This is a genomic window from Janthinobacterium sp. 64, assembly GCF_002813325.1.
In the GTDB taxonomy this organism is placed as follows: domain Bacteria; phylum Pseudomonadota; class Gammaproteobacteria; order Burkholderiales; family Burkholderiaceae_D; genus Janthinobacterium.
The window spans coordinates 5,931,272-5,946,613 of sequence record NZ_PHUG01000001.1; the positions used below are offsets into that span (position 1 = coordinate 5,931,272).

Consider the following 15,342-nt stretch of genomic DNA (forward strand, 5'->3'; position numbering starts at 1 on the left):
AACGATAACAAATGAAGAATAAAATGATTTTCGGCTTCCACGCCGTCACCTCGCGTCTGCGTCATGAAGCGTCGTCCGTGGAAGAAATTTTCGTCGATGCCAGCCGCGTCGATGGCCGCATGAAGGACATGATCGCCGCCGCCAAGGCTGCCAACGTGCGCGTCATGCCCGTCGACTCGTCGCGTCTGGACAAGATCGTCGGCACGCGCCGCCACCAGGGCGTGATCGCGTTTGCGTCGCAGCTGTCGCTGGCGCGCAATCTCGATGAGCTGCTGGACGCCATCGATGGCCCGCCGCTGCTGTTGATACTCGACGGTATCACCGACCCGCACAACCTGGGCGCCTGCCTGCGCGTGGCCGACGGCGTCGGCGCACATGCCGTCATCGTGCCGAAGGACCGCGCCGTGGGCTTGAACGCCACGGCCGCCAAGGTCGCCAGCGGCGCCGCCGAAACCGTCCCGTACATCACCGTGACGAACCTGGCGCGCACCATGCGTGAACTGAAGGATCGCGGCATCTGGCTGATAGGCACCTCGGACGACGGCGAAAAAGGCTTGTACGAAGCCGATTTCACGGGTCCGACGGCTCTCGTCATGGGTTCCGAAGGCGAAGGCATGCGCCGTCTGACGCGCGACACCTGCGACATCCTCGTCAGCATCCCGATGTTCGGCTCCGTCGAGAGTCTGAACGTGTCGGTCGCCTCCGGCGTGTGTCTCTACGAAGCGCGCCGCCAGCGCATCGCTTTAGAAGCATAAGTTAGCGTCACTTGGGGTCAGACCCGTCGGGGTGATGCGTTCCAATGGAACGCATCACGATTCCGAAGGGACTGACCCCAGCTTGCCGTTGAGGGGCCTCTCGACGTCAGCCCCTCCAGCATTCCCCCTCCGAATACGCTACCATTTGCGTTCCACCTTATTCATTGTCATTATGTTCCACCACCTGCGCGAAGACATCAACAGCATCATCGAACGTGACCCCGCCGCCCGCAATGGCTGGGAGGTGCTGACCTGTTATCCTGGGCTGCACGCCATCGTCATGCATGGCTGGGCGCACTGGTGCTGGACGCGGCACATGAAGTGGGTAGGGCGCTTCATTTCCTATATCGCCCGCATCATCACGGGCATCGAGATCCATCCGGGTGCCGTCATCGGCCGGCGCGTCTTCATCGACCATGGCTTCGGCGTGGTGATCGGCGAGACGGCCATCGTCGGCGACGACTGCACCATCTACCAGGGTGTCACTTTGGGCGGCACCTCGCTGCACAGTGGCGCCAAGCGCCATCCGACCCTCGAGCGCGGCGTCATCGTCGGCGCCGGCGCGCAGGTGCTGGGCAGCTTCACGGTGGGCGAGTACGCCAAGGTGGGTTCGAACGCCGTGCTGTTGAAACCCGTGCCGTCCGGCGCGACGGCCGTCGGTAACCCCGCGCACATCGTGCAAAAGGATGTCAGCGCCCTGCGCGAGGGCAGCACGGCGCACCTGTTCGCCGCATATGGCGTCACGCCGAACGGCGACGATCCGCTGTCGAAAGCCCTGCAGGGCTTGATCACGCATGCCGTGGCGCAGGAGCAGCGCATCGAAACCATTCTCGCTACACTGAAGGCGGCCGGTATCTGCTGCCAGGCTGTGCCTGAGTGTGATAAATTCGATTCCGAGCAAATGAACAAGCTGGTTGATTAAGGATAGACGCATGAATACTGATGTGACGGCAGGCGAAAAAGGCACTGACAATTCCAATCTGCTCGACCCGTTCGAGATCCGCGTGCTGGCCGTGCTGGCCGAAAAGGAAGCGCTGACACCGGACAGCTATCCGCTCTCGCTCAACGCCCTGACGAATGGCTGCAACCAGCTGTCCAGCCGCGACCCCGTCATGGCCCTGTCCGAGGAAACCGTGTACGACGTGCTGCAGCGGCTGATGCAGCGCAAATTCGTCAACGGCATCACGCAGGCGGGCGCGCGCGTCGCCAAGTACGAACACCGCATGCGCATCAAGTGGTCGCTGGAGCAAGATAAACTGGCCATCCTGACGATATTGATGCTGCGCGGCTTGCAGACGGCCGGCGAAATCCGCAGCCGCAGCGGCAGGGTGCATGACTTCAAGTCCGTGGCGGAAGTGGAATCCGGCCTGCAATTTTTGATCGACAAATACCCGCCGCTGGTGGCCAGGCTGATGGTGGCGCCCGGTGCCAAGGAGCCGCGCTACGGCCACTTGCTCGGTGGTGAAGAAGCGCTGGCGCAGATCGAGACGGCGGCCGGTTTTGCGGGCGCCGTCAGCGCGCCGCAGCAGGGCAGCAGGGTGGCCCAGCTGGAACAGGAAGTGCTGCAATTGCGCAGCGACTTCGATGGCCTGGCGGCGCAGTTCGAGGCGTTCCGCAAGCAGTTCGAGTGATCCCGGATCAGCCGCTCCCTGTCGGTCCGGCCCCGTTTCCGGTATCATTCGGCATGAAAAATATTTCCTTCCAACCGTTTGTTATTGGTGTCGCTGGCGGCAGCGGCAGTGGCAAGTCCACCGTATCACAGCAGGTGCTGGCGTCGTTTGGCGCCGACATGGTCTCGGTCGTGATGCAGGACGACTACTATTGCGACCAAACCCATCTCTCCCCAGAAGTGCGGCGCCAGCAGAATTACGACCATCCGCAGGCGTTCGAGTGGCCCTTGCTGGTGCAGCACATCCAGGCCTTGCGCAATGGTGTAGCCATCGAGATGCCCGAGTACGACTTCACGCTGCACAACCGCTCCAGCCGGACCATTCCCGTCAAGCCGGCGCCGGTGATCGTCATCGAAGGCCTGTTTGCCTTGTATGACGAAGACTTGCGCAACATGATGTCGCTGAAGATCTTTGTCGATACGGCCTCCGACGTGCGCTTCATCCGCCGCATGCAACGCGATATCACGGAACGCGGCCGCTCGGTGGAAAGCGTCATCGAGCAGTATCTGGAAACCGTGCGCCCCATGCACAAGCAATTCATCGAACCGACCAAGCGCAATGCCGATGTAATTTTGCCGCATGGCGCGAATGGCCCCGCCGTCGACATGATCACCGCCAAGGTGGCCAGCGTGATCGGCCAGCTGACGCGGGCCTGATTCTCGCCGGCCAGCTGCGTCCACGCTGGCGGGGACTCAGCCTTCTTCGCGCCAGCCGCGCAGGCGGATGGCGGCGTAGAGCATGGCGGCGCCGGCCGCCGCGCCCAGCCAGGCCGCTGGCATGGCCAGGCTGGACCAGGAGTTGGCAAAGATGTCGATGCGCGCCATCTGCGAGCCTGCTGCCATGGTGTTGAGGTGCGGCAGCAGTCCCGGCTCGAAGAGGTACCAGCTGCCTGGAATCGTGCCCAGCAGGGCGCGCGCGATCACGTTCATTTGTATCCAGCTGATATCGGCTTCCGTCATGCTCAGCTTGCCGACCCAGACGGTCAGGACCAGCAGCAGCAGTGGCACGCCGAGGGCCCAGAACAAGACCTTCGAGCGTGCCCAGCTCGATACCATCAGCAACCAGCCCACGGTGGGCAAGGCCCACAGCGCATAGACGGGAATCAGACCGAACAGGCGCAGCGGGCCGAGATACAAGCCCGGCGCGGCCAGCAGTTCCGTCAAGACGTAGATGCCGTTGAGCGCCAGCACGCCGCTCAGTATCAGGATCAGCGCCACCGAGGTCAGGCAGGCCGCGGCGACCACGATCAGCGGCGTGACGACGATGGCGATGGCCAGCTTCGACAGCACCGTCTGGGCGTCGGAGACGGGCAGCGACTTCCAGAACAGCAAGCTGCGGTCGCGGCGGTCGTCATACAGGGCGCTCAGGCAATAGAAAAATACCAGGAAGCCCAGGGCCAGGAACAGCGGCGCGGCCACGTAGGTATAGTTGTTGGCGATGGTGTCGATGATTTCCGTCCGGCGCGGGCTCAGGGTCCGGGTGTTGAAGACGGCGCTCCAGGACATCTCTTCGCCGTTGATGATCAGCGCCGTGCGCATCTTGAGCTTGGCGACGGCGCCTGCCGTCATCAGGGCGGCCAGCGCCGTCATGACGATGCCGATGATGGCGGGCGTCCACAGCAGCATACCCTTGTGCTCCCACAATTCGCGCCGGATCAGCCATTTCATCTTGTTCACAGGGGTAATGCTCATGGGTACGATCCTTTCATGGTCGCGACAAACAGGTCAGCCAGGCTCGGCGTGTGCAATTCTCCCAGCGTGGCCAGCTGGCTGCGGGCGACGCCATCGAACAGCATCACGGACTTGCCAAATACGCTGCGTTCGCTGATCGGCTGCAGCGCGCGCGCCGGATTCACGTGCTGCGGTCCCACCATCACTTCAATGTAGCGTTCGCCCACTTCTTCCATCGACGAAGCCAGCACGATCTTGCCGTCGCGAATGAACATCAGGTCGCTGAGGATGTGCTCGACTTCTTCGATCTGGTGCGTGGTGATGATGATGGTCTTGTTTTCGTCGAAATAGTCTTCCAGCAGGTTCTGGTAAAACTGTTTGCGGTACAGGATGTCCAGGCCCAGGGTCGGTTCATCGAGCACCAGCAGCCTGGCGTCGATGGCCATCACCAGCGCCAGGTGCAATTGCACGATCATGCCTTTTGACATGCTTTTGACCCGCATCTTCGGCGCCAGCTTGGTGTGGGCCAGGTAGCGCTCGGCCTTGCTGCGGTCGAAGCGCGGATGCACGCCGGCGACAAAATCGATCGCGTCGCGCACGCGCAGCCAGCCCGGCAGGATGGCCACGTCGGCGATGAAACACACGTCCTCCATCAGCGCGTCGCGCTGCACGCGCGGGTCGCGTCCCAGCACGGACAGCTCGCCCTCGAAGCCGGTCAGGCCCAGGATGGCTTTCAGGGTGGTGGTCTTGCCGGAGCCGTTAGGTCCGATCAAGCCGACGATGCGCCCTGGCGCGATATCAAAGCTGATGCCATCGATGGCCACCTGCTTGCCATATTGCTTGCGCAAGCCGCGTGCGCTGATGACGCTATCGTTGTTCAATGCATTCATGCGCTCTCTCCGTGTGCGCCACTGTCGCGGCTCGCTTGCAGCAGTTGATTGAGGTCCAGGCCCAGTTGCGTGATGCGTTCCAGCATCGCCGGCCATTCTTCGCGCATGAAGCGCTCGCGTTCACTGGCCAGCAATTTATCGCGGGCGCCATCCAAGACATACATGCCAAGTCCTCTGCGTTTTTCCACCAGGGCATCGTCGACCAGTTCCTGATAGGCGCGCGAAACCGTGATGGGATTCAATTGATAATCGGCCGCCACCTGGCGCACCGACGGCAGGGCGTCGCCGGACTGCAGCACGCCATCGAGCATCATGCCCACCACCCGGGCCTTGAGCTGGCGGTAGATGGGGCTATTGTCGTTCCATGCCGCGCTCATGGGATGCGCTCCGACAAGGGTGGGGCGGTGCGGCGCGTGAAGAATGCTGCAGGCATCGTGGCTCCGTGATGTAGTTAATCGGTGTTGTAGTTAACTATAACACCAAGACTCAAAGATGCAACAGCTATTTTCAGCCTAGCCGAGCGTGCAGGTCCAGCGCATTGAACAGGGCGGCCCCGGCCGCCGTGTTGTCGAAGATGCACCAGCTGTCCGCATGCGCTGGTGTGCGCAATTCTCCGGCCAGCATCGCCAGGTAATCGGCAGGGTAGTCCGAGTAATAGATGGTCGGGCTGCCGTGCAGGCGGAGGTAGGCGATATCCGTGGTCGGCACATGCGGGCCCGGCTGGCCAGCGGGCGGATCGGCGCGCACGCGGGTGATGTGCTGCATCTTCAACAGCTCGGTCGCGTCCGCCGCGAACCAGCTGGCGTGGCGCGCTTCGCAAGCGAGCATGCCGTCGAAGCGCTGGCGCAGCGCATGGAAAAATGCGGCGGCCACGTCCCCATCAAAGCGCAGGCTGGGCGGCAGCTGCACCAGCACGCAGCCCAGTTTATTCCCCAATTGCATGACTTCTCCCGCAAAACGCGCCAGTTCGGCCGCACTGTCGCGCAAACGCCGTTCGTGCGTGATGCTGCGCGGCAATTTCACGCTGAAGCGGAAATGTTCGGGCACGCTGGCGGCCCAGCGCGCATACGTGGCGGGTTGGTGCGGACGGTAGAAGGAGCTGTTGATTTCCACGCAGTCCAGCACCTGGGCGTAGCGCTGCAGATGGCTGCCATCGACGGGGAAGTGGCTGGCGGCGGCGCTGGAAAGGCTCCAGCCGGCCGTGCCGATGTAGGGTGTGGAAAAGGGCGTGTGCATGGCGCCATTACAGCAAGGCCAGGCGGGCGCGGCTATCGGACAAACGCCCGTACCGCCGTCGGCGCAAGCCTAGTCGATGATGTCGCCGCTCAGGTCGTGGCGCGTGATATTGCCGCGTCCATCGATGGCGATCCAGCCGCCGCGTGCTTGTTCCGGCGGCGTCACGTCGCATTCCCAGTCGGGCAAGACATAGCGCAAGGTTTCGTCAACTTTATGCACGGCAGGGCGGTGCGTGTGGCCGTGGATCATGATGGTGCTCGCCTGTTCGGCAAACACTTGCGCGACAGCATCGGGGGTGACATCCATGATCTCCATGGATTTTTCGCCATTGTGTTCGCGGCTGCTCTGGCGCAAACCGTCGATGATGGCCTTGCGCTGCGCCAGCGGCATGGCCAGGAACTGTTTTTGCCAGGCGGGCTGGCGCACCATGGCGCGAAACTCCATGTATTGCACGTCTTTCGTGCATTCGGCGTCGCCATGCAGCAAGACGATGCGCCGGCCGGCTATCGTGGCCACATGCGGTTCGCTGAGCAGGGTGGCGCCGGCGGCGGCGGCAAAGCCGGAGCCGACAAGAAAGTCGCGGTTGCCGGCGATCCAGTAGACGTGCACGCCAGCATCGCTGACGGCGCGGAGGGCGGCCGTCATGCGCGCATTGAACGGGTCTTCCAGGTCATCGTCGCCGGCCCAGTATTCGAACAGGTCGCCTAATAGATACAGCGCTTGCGCATATTGTGCATGGTGTTCCAGGAACGAAAGAAACGCCGCGCTGGTGCGCGGGTGCGAGCTCTGCAGATGCAGGTCGGAAATAAAGAGTGCGGCAGGCATTGTCATCGTTCAACGCTCCCAAAAAGTGATGTGCATGGAGAGGCGAAAACGCTGCAATGCCTGTTATTCATGATGCCAAAGCCTGATTACGCGGCTTCGACCTTCTCGATGATGACGTCCGTCACTGGCACATCGGCGAACATGCCGGCGCGCGAGGTTTTCACGGCGCGGATGGCGTCGACGACTTCCTTGCCTTCGGTGACTTTACCGAACACGGCGTAGCCCCAGCCGTCCTGGCCTGGGTAGTCGAGGAAGCTGTTGTTCTTGATGTTGATGAAGAACTGGGCCGATGCCGAGTGCGGGTCCGACGTGCGGGCCATGGCCAGGGTGTAGGTATCGTTTTTCAAGCCGTTCTTGGCTTCGTTTTCCACGGTGGTGTCGGCTGGCTTTTGTTTCATGCCTGGCTCGAAACCGCCGCCCTGGATCATGAAGCCATCGATGACGCGGTGGAAAATCGTGTTGTCATAGTGACCGGCTTGCATGTAGGCCAGGAAATTGGCCACCGTTTTCGGTGCTTTTTCGGCGTCCAGTTCAGCGGTGATCTTGCCCAGATTGGTGGTGATGATGACGGAGGTCATGATGATCCTTAATAAATTAGATGAAGAATGATTCGACGGCCCCCATGGTTCAGGGCCGCAAAAACGCTATTTTACAGTTTTGCGGGCGCTGATTTGAGTAAAGTCGCCGATTCGATCACCACGGGGGTGACGGGCACGTTCTGGTGCGGGCCCTTGTCCGTCACGGGCACGGCCTTGATCTTGTCGACCACGTCCATGCCACTGACGACTTTGCCGAACACCGTGTAGCCGAAGCCGTCGCGGCCAGGGTAGTTGAGCGCGCCGTTATTGTTGACGTTGATGAAGAACTGCGACGTGGCCGAATGCGGGTCGCCCGTGCGCGCCATGGCGATGCTGTAGGTGGCGTTCTGCAAGCCGTTTTGCGCTTCATTTTTGATCGGCGCCTTGGTGGCTTTTTGCTTCATGTTCTTGTCGAAGCCGCCGCCCTGTATCATGAAGCCGTCGATGACGCGGTGAAAGACGGTGCCCTTGTAGTAACCGCTTTTGACATACTGCAAGAAATTGGCCACGCTTTGCGGCGCCTTTTCCTGGTCCAGTTCCAGCACGATCTCGCCCATGCTGGTTTTCAGGGCCACGTGCGGCGTGGGGTCGAGGGTAGCCGCAGCGGGTGCGGGGGCGGCTGCCACGACGGCGCTGCCCAGGGTGAGGCCGGCAAACAGGGTGCAAAAGCGGGCCAGGAAAGACAGGCGTTTCGATTTGATTTCTTGCATGAAGGTGTCCTTGATCGTTATTTTTCTCTAAACTTGCTTTAATTGTAAAGAACTGAAAATTTGCTTGAGCAGTGTAAAAACCTGATCCATATCGGGCCAGTATGGTTTTTATCAATGTTATACTTGACCGCTAACGCCCTAATTCTAACAAACAAGAACAACACTATAGTGGCTTGACCAGTCTTGGCGCACACGGCAGTTCAGTGGCGCGGCACCCCCGGTGTCCGCGCCTGTCTGTCGTTTTGCCAGGCTGGTGGCCGCTCCACTTGCAAAGTACGATGAGCAATCTAAAGATTTACAACACCCTGGCTCGCGAGAAGCAGGTATTCGTCCCGATGGAAGCTGGCAAGGTACGCATGTACGTCTGCGGCATGACCATCTACGATTATTGCCATATCGGCCATGCGCGCATGATGATGGCGTTCGACGTCATCTACCGCTGGCTGAAAGCGTCCGGTTTCGACGTCACCTACGTGCGCAACATTACGGACATCGACGACAAGATCATCCGCCGCGCCGTGGAAAACGGCGAGACGATTTCCCAGCTGACGACGCGTTTCACCCGCTACATGGATGAGGACACGGCCGCGCTGGGCATCTTGACGCCCGACCACACGCCGCGCGCCACGGAATACGTGCCGCAGATGCTGCGCCTGATCGAGCAGCTCGAAGCGAAGGACCTGGCTTACCAGGGTGCGGATGGCGATGTCAATTACGCCGTGCGCAACTTCCCCCACTATGGCAAGCTGTCGGGCAAGTCGCTCGACGACCTGCGCGCGGGCGAGCGCGTGGACGTGAACACGGGCAAGCGCGATCCGCTCGACTTCGTGCTGTGGAAATCGTCAAAAGAATCCGAACCGGAAGAAGTCAAATGGGATTCGAAGTGGGGCCGCGGCCGCCCGGGCTGGCATATCGAGTGCTCTGCCATGTCCTGCGCCTTGCTCGGTGAACAGTTCGACATCCATGGCGGCGGCGCGGACTTGCAGTTCCCGCACCACGAAAACGAGATCGCCCAATCCGAAGGCGCGTTCGGCCATGCCAGCGTGAATTACTGGATACATAATGGTTTCGTGCGTCTGGACAATGAAAAAATGTCCAAGTCGCTCGGTAACTTCTTCACCATCCGCGAAGTGCTGCAAAAGTTCGATGCCGAAGTGATCCGCTTCTTCATCCTGCGCGCGCACTACCGCAGCCCCTTGAATTACTCGGACGTGCACCTCGATGATGCGCGCCTGTCCCTGACCCGCTTGTACACGGCGCTGGCCGACGTGGCGGCGGAAGAGGGCGCCATCGACTGGAGCGAAGCGCATGCCGTGCGCGTGCGCGAAGCGATGGACGACGATTTCAACACGCCGCTGGCCGTGGCCGCCCTGTTCGACCTGGCAACGGAAGTGAACAAGAGCAAGTCGCCGGCCCTGGCGCGTCAATTGAAGGGCCTGGCGGGCGTATTCGGCTTGCTGGAACGCACGCCGCAGCAATTCCTGCAGGCGACCGTCGGCGCTGCCGCTGGTGGCCAGGATGAAGCGGCTGGCATCGAAGCGGCCATCGCGGCGCGCAGCGCGGCGAAAAAGGCGCGCGACTTTGCGCAGTCCGACAAGATTCGCGCCGAATTGTTGGCGGCGGGCATCATTCTCGAAGACAAGCCTGACGGCTCGACCAACTGGCGCCGCGCATGATGCCTACGTCCAGGGAAAACGGGGAAGCCCCCAAGGTGACGGACTTGGCGCAAGTGATCCAGGTGCCGCCCTACTGGGAAGAGGCGAAGATCGAGCTGATGAAGCGCGACCGCATCATGAAAAAGCTCATCCCGCAATTTGGCGACCTGCACCTGGTCGGCCATAGCGACCCGTTTACTACCCTGGCCCGTTCGCTGGTGGGGCAGCAGATCACGCCCAAGGCGGCCGATGCTGCCTGGAAAAAGCTGCTGCTCGCTTGCCCGAAATGCACGCCCTCGCAAGTGCTGAAGGCGGGCGCCGAGCAACTGTCCGCCTGCGGCTTGTCCAAACGCAAGACCGAATACATCCTCGACCTGGCCGATCATTTCAAGGCCAAGCGCGTGCACGCGAGCCAGTGGGACCAGATGGATGACGAAGCCGTCATCGCCGAACTGGTGCAGATCCGCGGCATCGGCCGCTGGACAGCCGAGATGTTTTTGATATTTAATCTGTTACGGCCGAATGTCTTGCCGCTCGACGACCCCGGTTTGATCCAGGGCATCAGCGTCAATTATTTCTCCGGTGAACCAGTTTCCCGCAGCGATGCGCGCGAAGTTTCCGCCAATTGGGAACCGTGGCGCACCGTGGCGACGTGGTATTTGTGGCGCAGTCTCGACCCTGCAGCCGCCCCTGCCGCACCCGATGCAGCCCCCGGCGCAGCAGCCGGTACGGTAAAATAAACATAGATGACGCCGCGCGCCCTGGCGCCGTGGCCGGTAAAACCTGGAGGTACAATGACTAAAACGACTTTCCTCAATTTTGAACAGCCGATCGCGGAACTCGATTCCAAGATCGAAGAGTTGCGCTTCGTGCAAGACGATTCGGCCGTCGACATCTCGGAAGAGATCGACCGCCTGGCCAAGAAGAGCCAGCAGCTGACCAAGGATATCTACGCCAAGCTGACGCCGTGGCAAGTGGCGCAGATCGCGCGCCACCCGCAGCGCCCCTACACCATGGATTACGTGAATGAAATCTTTACTGATTTCCACGAATTGCATGGCGACCGCAGCTACGCGGACGATCTGTCCGTCGTCGGCGGCCTGGCCCGCTTCAACGGCCAGCCGTGCATGGTCATCGGCCACCAGAAGGGCCGCGACACGAAAGAGCGCGCCCTGCGCAATTTCGGCATGCCGAAGCCGGAAGGCTACCGCAAGGCCATGCGCCTGATGAAAGTGGCTGAAAAGTTCAACTTGCCCATCTTCACCTTCGTCGACACGCCAGGCGCCTTCCCCGGCATCGACGCGGAAGAGCGCGGCCAGTCGGAAGCGATCGGCCACAATCTGTACGTGATGGCCGAACTGAAAGTGCCGCTGATCGCCACCATCATCGGTGAAGGCGGTTCCGGCGGCGCGCTGGCCATCGCCGTGGGCGACGCCGTGCTGATGCTGCAATACTCGACCTACGCCGTGATCTCGCCGGAAGGCTGCGCCTCGATCCTGTGGAAGAGCGCCGAGCGCGCCTCCGACGCGGCCGAAGCACTGGGACTGACTGCCCACCGCCTGAAAGCCATGGGCCTGATCGACAAGATCATCAACGAACCGCTGGGCGGCGCCCACCGCGATCCGAAACAGATGGCCACCTTGCTCAAGCGTGCACTGGCCGACACCCTGCGCCAGTTCCACGGCATGAAAACCAAGGACTTGCTGGCCGCGCGCCATGAAAAACTGCTGAGCTACGGCAAGTTCAAGGAAACGACGCCGAGCGAGTAATTTATTTAAACCCAACGGCAGAGTCTGGGGTCAGACCTTAAGGTCTGACCCCGGCTTTTCAAGGTCTTGGGTTAAGACAACACCAGGGACAGCCAGCTAAACGAACCCATCCGTTTAGCCGCCTGTCCCTCTTTGCATTCCCGGAGTCCGAATGAAAAAGCAACAAACCGCCACCGTCGCCGACATCTTCGCCCGCGCGCTGGAAACCTGCGCGCCGCCAGCCGGCAGTTCCGTCGGCATCGCCCTGAGCGGCGGCCTCGATTCCGCGGCCTTGCTGCACCTGGCGCATGCCTGGGCGCAAGAGCAGGGCGTCAGCCTGCACGCGTTCCACGTGCACCACGGCCTGAGCCCGAATGCGGATGCCTGGCTGGCCCACTGCGAGCAGTTGTGCGCCGGCCTGGGCATCGCCTTCGAGGCGCGCCGTGTCACCCTGGAAAAGAATGCCAAGACGGGCACGGAAGAGGCGGCTCGCAAGCGCCGCTACGCGGCCCTGGGCGCGCTGTGCGCCGCGCACGGCGTGCGCCTGCTGCTCACAGCCCACCACCAAGACGACCAGGCGGAAACGGTGCTGCTGCAATTGCTGCGCGGCTCCGGCACGGCGGGCTTGTCCGGCATGGATGGCGCCAACAGCGCACCCGAGCTGCTGGGCAATCCGGATCTGGTGATGGCGCGCCCGCTGCTGCCCGTGTCGCGCAAACAGCTCGAAGCGTATGTGGCGCAGCATGCGATCGCACATATCCACGATGAATCGAACGACGATCCCCGCTTTGCCCGCAATGCTCTGCGGCACCAGGTGATGCCCGTGCTGGCGCAGGCGTTTCCCGGCTTCCAGGAGCGTTTCGCCCGCAGCGCCCAGCACGCGCAATCGGCGCAGCGCCTGCTGACGGAACTGGCGACGCAGGATCTGGCCGTGTGCCTCGATGGCGACTGCATCGAACTGGCGAAACTGCGCGCGCTGAGCGCGGACCGCTGCTACAACCTGCTGCGCCACTGGTTCGGCACGCGCGGCTTGCGCATGCCGTCGACGGCGTGGCTGGCGGAAATGCTGGCGCAATTGCTGGAAGCGCGGCCCGATGCGCAATTGCTGGTCACGCACCCGGAATGCCACGTGCGGCGCCACCGCGACCGTTTATATCTGACGCCGAAGCTCGATGACCTGGCCGGCATGCGCGAGCGTGACGACGCGGGCATTCCCGGGCTGGAGAAAGCCAGCCAGCAATTTACGTGGAAAGGCGAGGCCAGCCTGGCCTTCCCAGCGTATGGCGGCGTGCTGCATTTCGATGCGGTGGAAGCGGGTGGCCAGGGTATCGATATTGCCTGGTTGCAATCGCAAACCTTGAGCATCGATTTCCGCCAGGGTGGCGAGCGCCTGAAGCTGGCCTTGAACCGTCCCACCAAGAGCTTGAAATACCATTACCAGGCGTTTGACGTGCCCGCCTGGGAGCGCGAACGCCTGCCCCTTGTCTGTGCGGCGCAACAATTGCTGTATGCGGCTGGTATTGGCCTCGATTGCCATTGCCTGAGCTTGCTGGAGCGTCCCCGCGTCGCGCTGCGCTGGCTCTCCTGCTGAGCGTAAGGACAGCCGCCACGGCCACTCTCAGGGTGGCCGGCAAGTGGCTGCCCATGCGCTCCCAACTGCATGGATTGGTTATTTCCATATGCGCAATCGGTATGAGCTAATGCGCTTTTTAGCTTGTTATTTTGCATTGCGGCATGTAGAGTAAAGCCCTCCTTTTTTATTCTTCTTGAGCGGAAACTTCACTCTTATGGCTTTAATCGTCCACAAATATGGCGGTACGTCGATGGGCTCGACTGACCGTATCAAGAATGTCGCCAAGCGCGTTGCCAAGTGGCACGACGCTGGGCATCAAATCGTGGTGGTGCCATCGGCCATGTCGGGCGAAACGAACCGCCTGATTGGACTGGCCAAGGAAATCATGGATCAACCCGATCCCCGTGAACTTGACATGATCGCCTCGACAGGCGAACAAGTGTCCGTCGGCCTATTGTCGATGGCACTGCTGGCGATCGGCAAACAAGCCGTATCCTATGCTGGCTGGCAAGTCGCGATCAAGACCGATTCCGCCTTTACCAAGGCACGCATCCAGTCGATCGATGACGAAAAAGTCAAACGCGACCTCGATGCGGGCAAGATTGTCATCATTACCGGTTTCCAGGGCGTCGACGAGCACGACAACATCGCGACCCTGGGCCGCGGCGGTTCCGACACGTCGGCCGTGGCGATTGCCGCCGCCATGAAGGCGGCCGAATGCCTGATCTTCACGGACGTCGACGGCGTCTACACGACCGACCCGCGCGTGGTTTCCGAGGCGCGCCGCCTGAAGACCATCACCTTTGAAGAAATGCTGGAACTGGCTTCGCTGGGTTCCAAAGTGCTGCAAACGCGTTCGGTGGAATTTGCCGGCAACTACCGCGTGCCCACGCGCGTGCTGTCGTCGCTGACCGACCCGATGTTGCCGCTGGAAATAGAAGCCAATTCAGGCACCCTGATTTCGTTTGAGGAAGATACAAACATGGAACAAGCAGTCATCTCCGGCATCGCCTTCAACCGCGATGAAGCCAAAATCACCGTGCTCGGCGTACCCGACCGTCCAGGCGTGGCGTACCACATCCTGGGACCGGTGGCGGATGCGAACATCGAGGTCGACATGATCATACAGAATCAGTCGGTCGACGGTAAAACGGACTTCACCTTCACCGTCTCGCGCGGCGAGTACACGCGCGCGCTGGCCGTGCTGGAAGCGAACCGCGAATCGCTGGGCGCGGCCAGCATCACGGGCGACGCGAAAGTGTCGAAACTGTCCGTCGTCGGCGTGGGCATGCGCAGCCATGTTGGCGTCGCATCGCAAATGTTCCGTACCTTGTCGGAAGAGGGCATCAACATCATGATGATCTCCACTTCCGAAATCAAGATCTCCGTGCTGATCGATGAAAAGTACATGGAACTGGCCGTGCGCGCGCTGCATAAAGCGTTCGAGCTGGAAAAAGCTTAAATATCTAAAAATATTGCCCCACGCCCTTGACCAAAGGGGGGGCAGTCGATATTATGACGTTCGTCGCTGCAGCGCAGTTAGCTACAGAGACATAGTTGAGTAATCAGCTAGGAGACGTGGCCGAGTGGCCGAAGGCACATCCCTGCTAAGGATGCATACGGCTTATACCTGTATCGTGGGTTCGAATCCCACCGTCTCCGCCAGAATCAAATAAAAAAGCCTCCCCTGCGGGAGGCTTTTTTATTTGTCTGGACGGAACGGTGGGATTCGAAGACGGAGCGCCCTGAAGGGCGCGCAGGCTCTCCGAATCGCCCATCTGCCGCGCCCCGCGCGGCCCCGTTGGCCGCGCAGCGGCCAACGCCGTCCCCTCATCTCAGGCAATGGCGGCCAGCGCATCCGCCGGCCTCTGCGGGCGCATGCACCGAGCGTTGCTCAGCAAGAGATTCTTTTTCACCGCATTCAGCCCAAGCCCCTTAAAAAGTTGCATAATCAGCAAATGCCGCGCAGAAACTTCATCCTGGCCAGCGCGGCCTATGCCGGCGGCATTGACGGCATGCTCCGGACAACCGA

16 protein-coding genes and 1 tRNA gene are annotated in these 15,342 nt (G+C 61.3%); 10 read left to right on the plus strand and 7 right to left on the minus strand.

Annotated elements, in window-relative coordinates; all coding sequences use genetic code 11:
* Positions 1 to 11 precede the first annotated feature (11 nt).
* The 4 genes from rlmB (at position 12) to udk (ending at position 3,081) form a co-directional block, all read left to right on the plus strand.
* Complete coding sequence (rlmB, locus tag CLU91_RS26170) at positions 12 to 755, plus strand: 23S rRNA (guanosine(2251)-2'-O)-methyltransferase RlmB (RefSeq protein WP_058048541.1); 744 nt, start codon at positions 12 to 14, stop codon at positions 753 to 755.
* Between the two features lie 172 nt (positions 756 to 927).
* The gene (gene cysE, locus CLU91_RS26175) at positions 928 to 1,677 is read left to right on the plus strand and encodes a serine O-acetyltransferase (protein ID WP_100876446.1); all 750 of its coding nucleotides are present in this window, start codon (positions 928 to 930) and stop codon (positions 1,675 to 1,677) included.
* Positions 1,678 to 1,687: 10 nt separating this feature from the next.
* Positions 1,688 to 2,386 (plus strand): YceH family protein, encoded by a 699-nt coding sequence (locus tag CLU91_RS26180; protein WP_100876447.1) that lies wholly within the window; start codon positions 1,688 to 1,690, stop codon positions 2,384 to 2,386.
* A 53-nt stretch (positions 2,387 to 2,439) separates the two neighbouring features.
* The gene (gene udk / locus CLU91_RS26185; protein WP_100876448.1) at positions 2,440 to 3,081 is read left to right on the plus strand and encodes a uridine kinase; all 642 of its coding nucleotides are present in this window, start codon (positions 2,440 to 2,442) and stop codon (positions 3,079 to 3,081) included.
* A 36-nt stretch (positions 3,082 to 3,117) separates the two neighbouring features.
* Here the strand turns inward: udk and CLU91_RS26190 are convergent, their stop codons facing one another.
* The 7 genes from CLU91_RS26190 to CLU91_RS26220 all read right to left on the minus strand — a co-directional run bounded on the left by CLU91_RS26190 (position 3,118) and on the right by CLU91_RS26220 (position 8,301).
* Positions 3,118 to 4,116, minus strand: a complete 999-nt coding sequence (locus CLU91_RS26190; protein ID WP_100876449.1) for a hypothetical protein — start codon at positions 4,114 to 4,116, stop codon at positions 3,118 to 3,120.
* Entirely contained in the window at positions 4,113 to 4,985 is an 873-nt protein-coding gene (locus CLU91_RS26195; RefSeq protein ID WP_099759827.1) for an ABC transporter ATP-binding protein, read from the minus strand. The genes CLU91_RS26190 and CLU91_RS26195 overlap by 4 nt, the downstream gene beginning before the upstream one ends.
* The gene (locus CLU91_RS26200; RefSeq protein ID WP_100876450.1) at positions 4,982 to 5,362 is read right to left on the minus strand and encodes a GntR family transcriptional regulator; all 381 of its coding nucleotides are present in this window, start codon (positions 5,360 to 5,362) and stop codon (positions 4,982 to 4,984) included. Before CLU91_RS26200 ends, CLU91_RS26195 begins: the two co-directional genes overlap by 4 nt.
* A gap of 130 nt (positions 5,363 to 5,492) precedes the next feature.
* Positions 5,493 to 6,221 carry a DUF72 domain-containing protein gene (locus CLU91_RS26205; RefSeq protein ID WP_100876451.1) on the minus strand — a complete coding sequence of 243 codons (729 nt, stop codon included), beginning with the start codon at positions 6,219 to 6,221 and terminating at the stop codon, positions 5,493 to 5,495.
* A 69-nt stretch (positions 6,222 to 6,290) separates the two neighbouring features.
* Positions 6,291 to 7,046, minus strand: a complete 756-nt coding sequence (locus tag CLU91_RS26210) for a UDP-2,3-diacylglucosamine diphosphatase (protein ID WP_100876452.1) — start codon at positions 7,044 to 7,046, stop codon at positions 6,291 to 6,293.
* 86 nt (positions 7,047 to 7,132) lie between these two features.
* Positions 7,133 to 7,624, minus strand: coding sequence for a peptidylprolyl isomerase (locus CLU91_RS26215; RefSeq protein WP_035817428.1), 492 nt, complete (start codon positions 7,622 to 7,624; stop codon positions 7,133 to 7,135).
* 71 nt (positions 7,625 to 7,695) lie between these two features.
* A complete protein-coding gene (locus CLU91_RS26220; RefSeq protein WP_100876933.1) occupies positions 7,696 to 8,301 on the minus strand; it encodes a peptidylprolyl isomerase in 606 nt (201 codons plus the stop codon).
* A 311-nt stretch (positions 8,302 to 8,612) separates the two neighbouring features.
* On the opposite strand from CLU91_RS26220, the gene cysS reads away from it, so the two are divergent.
* The 6 genes from cysS to CLU91_RS26250 all read left to right on the plus strand — a co-directional run bounded on the left by cysS (position 8,613) and on the right by CLU91_RS26250 (position 14,975).
* The gene (cysS, locus tag CLU91_RS26225; RefSeq protein WP_100876453.1) at positions 8,613 to 10,010 is read left to right on the plus strand and encodes a cysteine--tRNA ligase; all 1,398 of its coding nucleotides are present in this window, start codon (positions 8,613 to 8,615) and stop codon (positions 10,008 to 10,010) included.
* Positions 10,010 to 10,729, plus strand: coding sequence for a DNA-3-methyladenine glycosylase family protein (locus tag CLU91_RS26230; protein WP_232730959.1), 720 nt, complete (start codon positions 10,010 to 10,012; stop codon positions 10,727 to 10,729). The genes cysS and CLU91_RS26230 overlap by 1 nt, the downstream gene beginning before the upstream one ends.
* Before the next feature lie 54 nt (positions 10,730 to 10,783).
* Positions 10,784 to 11,758 (plus strand): acetyl-CoA carboxylase carboxyltransferase subunit alpha, encoded by a 975-nt coding sequence (locus tag CLU91_RS26235; RefSeq protein ID WP_010396889.1) that lies wholly within the window; start codon positions 10,784 to 10,786, stop codon positions 11,756 to 11,758.
* Between the two features lie 151 nt (positions 11,759 to 11,909).
* The gene (tilS, locus tag CLU91_RS26240; protein ID WP_100876454.1) at positions 11,910 to 13,328 is read left to right on the plus strand and encodes a tRNA lysidine(34) synthetase TilS; all 1,419 of its coding nucleotides are present in this window, start codon (positions 11,910 to 11,912) and stop codon (positions 13,326 to 13,328) included.
* Positions 13,329 to 13,524: 196 nt separating this feature from the next.
* Positions 13,525 to 14,772 carry an aspartate kinase gene (locus CLU91_RS26245; protein ID WP_035817435.1) on the plus strand — a complete coding sequence of 416 codons (1,248 nt, stop codon included), beginning with the start codon at positions 13,525 to 13,527 and terminating at the stop codon, positions 14,770 to 14,772.
* Positions 14,773 to 14,882: 110 nt separating this feature from the next.
* Positions 14,883 to 14,975, plus strand: a tRNA-Ser gene (locus CLU91_RS26250).
* Positions 14,976 to 15,342 lie beyond the last annotated feature (367 nt).

What these genes read in the sequence shown, in the direction of transcription:
- cysE (WP_100876446.1), top strand. Translation starts at nt 928, where the DNA reads ATGTTCCACCACCTGCGCGAAGACATCAACAGCATCATCGAACGTGAC.
- CLU91_RS26205 (WP_100876451.1), bottom strand. Translation starts at nt 6,221, where the DNA reads ATGCACACGCCCTTTTCCACACCCTACATCGGCACGGCCGGCTGGAGC.
- tilS (WP_100876454.1), top strand. Translation starts at nt 11,910, where the DNA reads ATGAAAAAGCAACAAACCGCCACCGTCGCCGACATCTTCGCCCGCGCG.
- CLU91_RS26195 (WP_099759827.1), bottom strand. Translation starts at nt 4,985, where the DNA reads ATGAATGCATTGAACAACGATAGCGTCATCAGCGCACGCGGCTTGCGC.
- CLU91_RS26200 (WP_100876450.1), bottom strand. Translation starts at nt 5,362, where the DNA reads ATGAGCGCGGCATGGAACGACAATAGCCCCATCTACCGCCAGCTCAAG.
- udk (WP_100876448.1), top strand. Translation starts at nt 2,440, where the DNA reads ATGAAAAATATTTCCTTCCAACCGTTTGTTATTGGTGTCGCTGGCGGC.
- CLU91_RS26235 (WP_010396889.1), top strand. Translation starts at nt 10,784, where the DNA reads ATGACTAAAACGACTTTCCTCAATTTTGAACAGCCGATCGCGGAACTC.
- cysS (WP_100876453.1), top strand. Translation starts at nt 8,613, where the DNA reads ATGAGCAATCTAAAGATTTACAACACCCTGGCTCGCGAGAAGCAGGTA.
- rlmB (WP_058048541.1), top strand. Translation starts at nt 12, where the DNA reads ATGAAGAATAAAATGATTTTCGGCTTCCACGCCGTCACCTCGCGTCTG.
- CLU91_RS26215 (WP_035817428.1), bottom strand. Translation starts at nt 7,624, where the DNA reads ATGACCTCCGTCATCATCACCACCAATCTGGGCAAGATCACCGCTGAA.
- CLU91_RS26210 (WP_100876452.1), bottom strand. Translation starts at nt 7,046, where the DNA reads ATGCCTGCCGCACTCTTTATTTCCGACCTGCATCTGCAGAGCTCGCAC.
- CLU91_RS26190 (WP_100876449.1), bottom strand. Translation starts at nt 4,116, where the DNA reads ATGAGCATTACCCCTGTGAACAAGATGAAATGGCTGATCCGGCGCGAA.
- CLU91_RS26180 (WP_100876447.1), top strand. Translation starts at nt 1,688, where the DNA reads ATGAATACTGATGTGACGGCAGGCGAAAAAGGCACTGACAATTCCAAT.
- CLU91_RS26230 (WP_232730959.1), top strand. Translation starts at nt 10,010, where the DNA reads ATGCCTACGTCCAGGGAAAACGGGGAAGCCCCCAAGGTGACGGACTTG.
- CLU91_RS26245 (WP_035817435.1), top strand. Translation starts at nt 13,525, where the DNA reads ATGGCTTTAATCGTCCACAAATATGGCGGTACGTCGATGGGCTCGACT.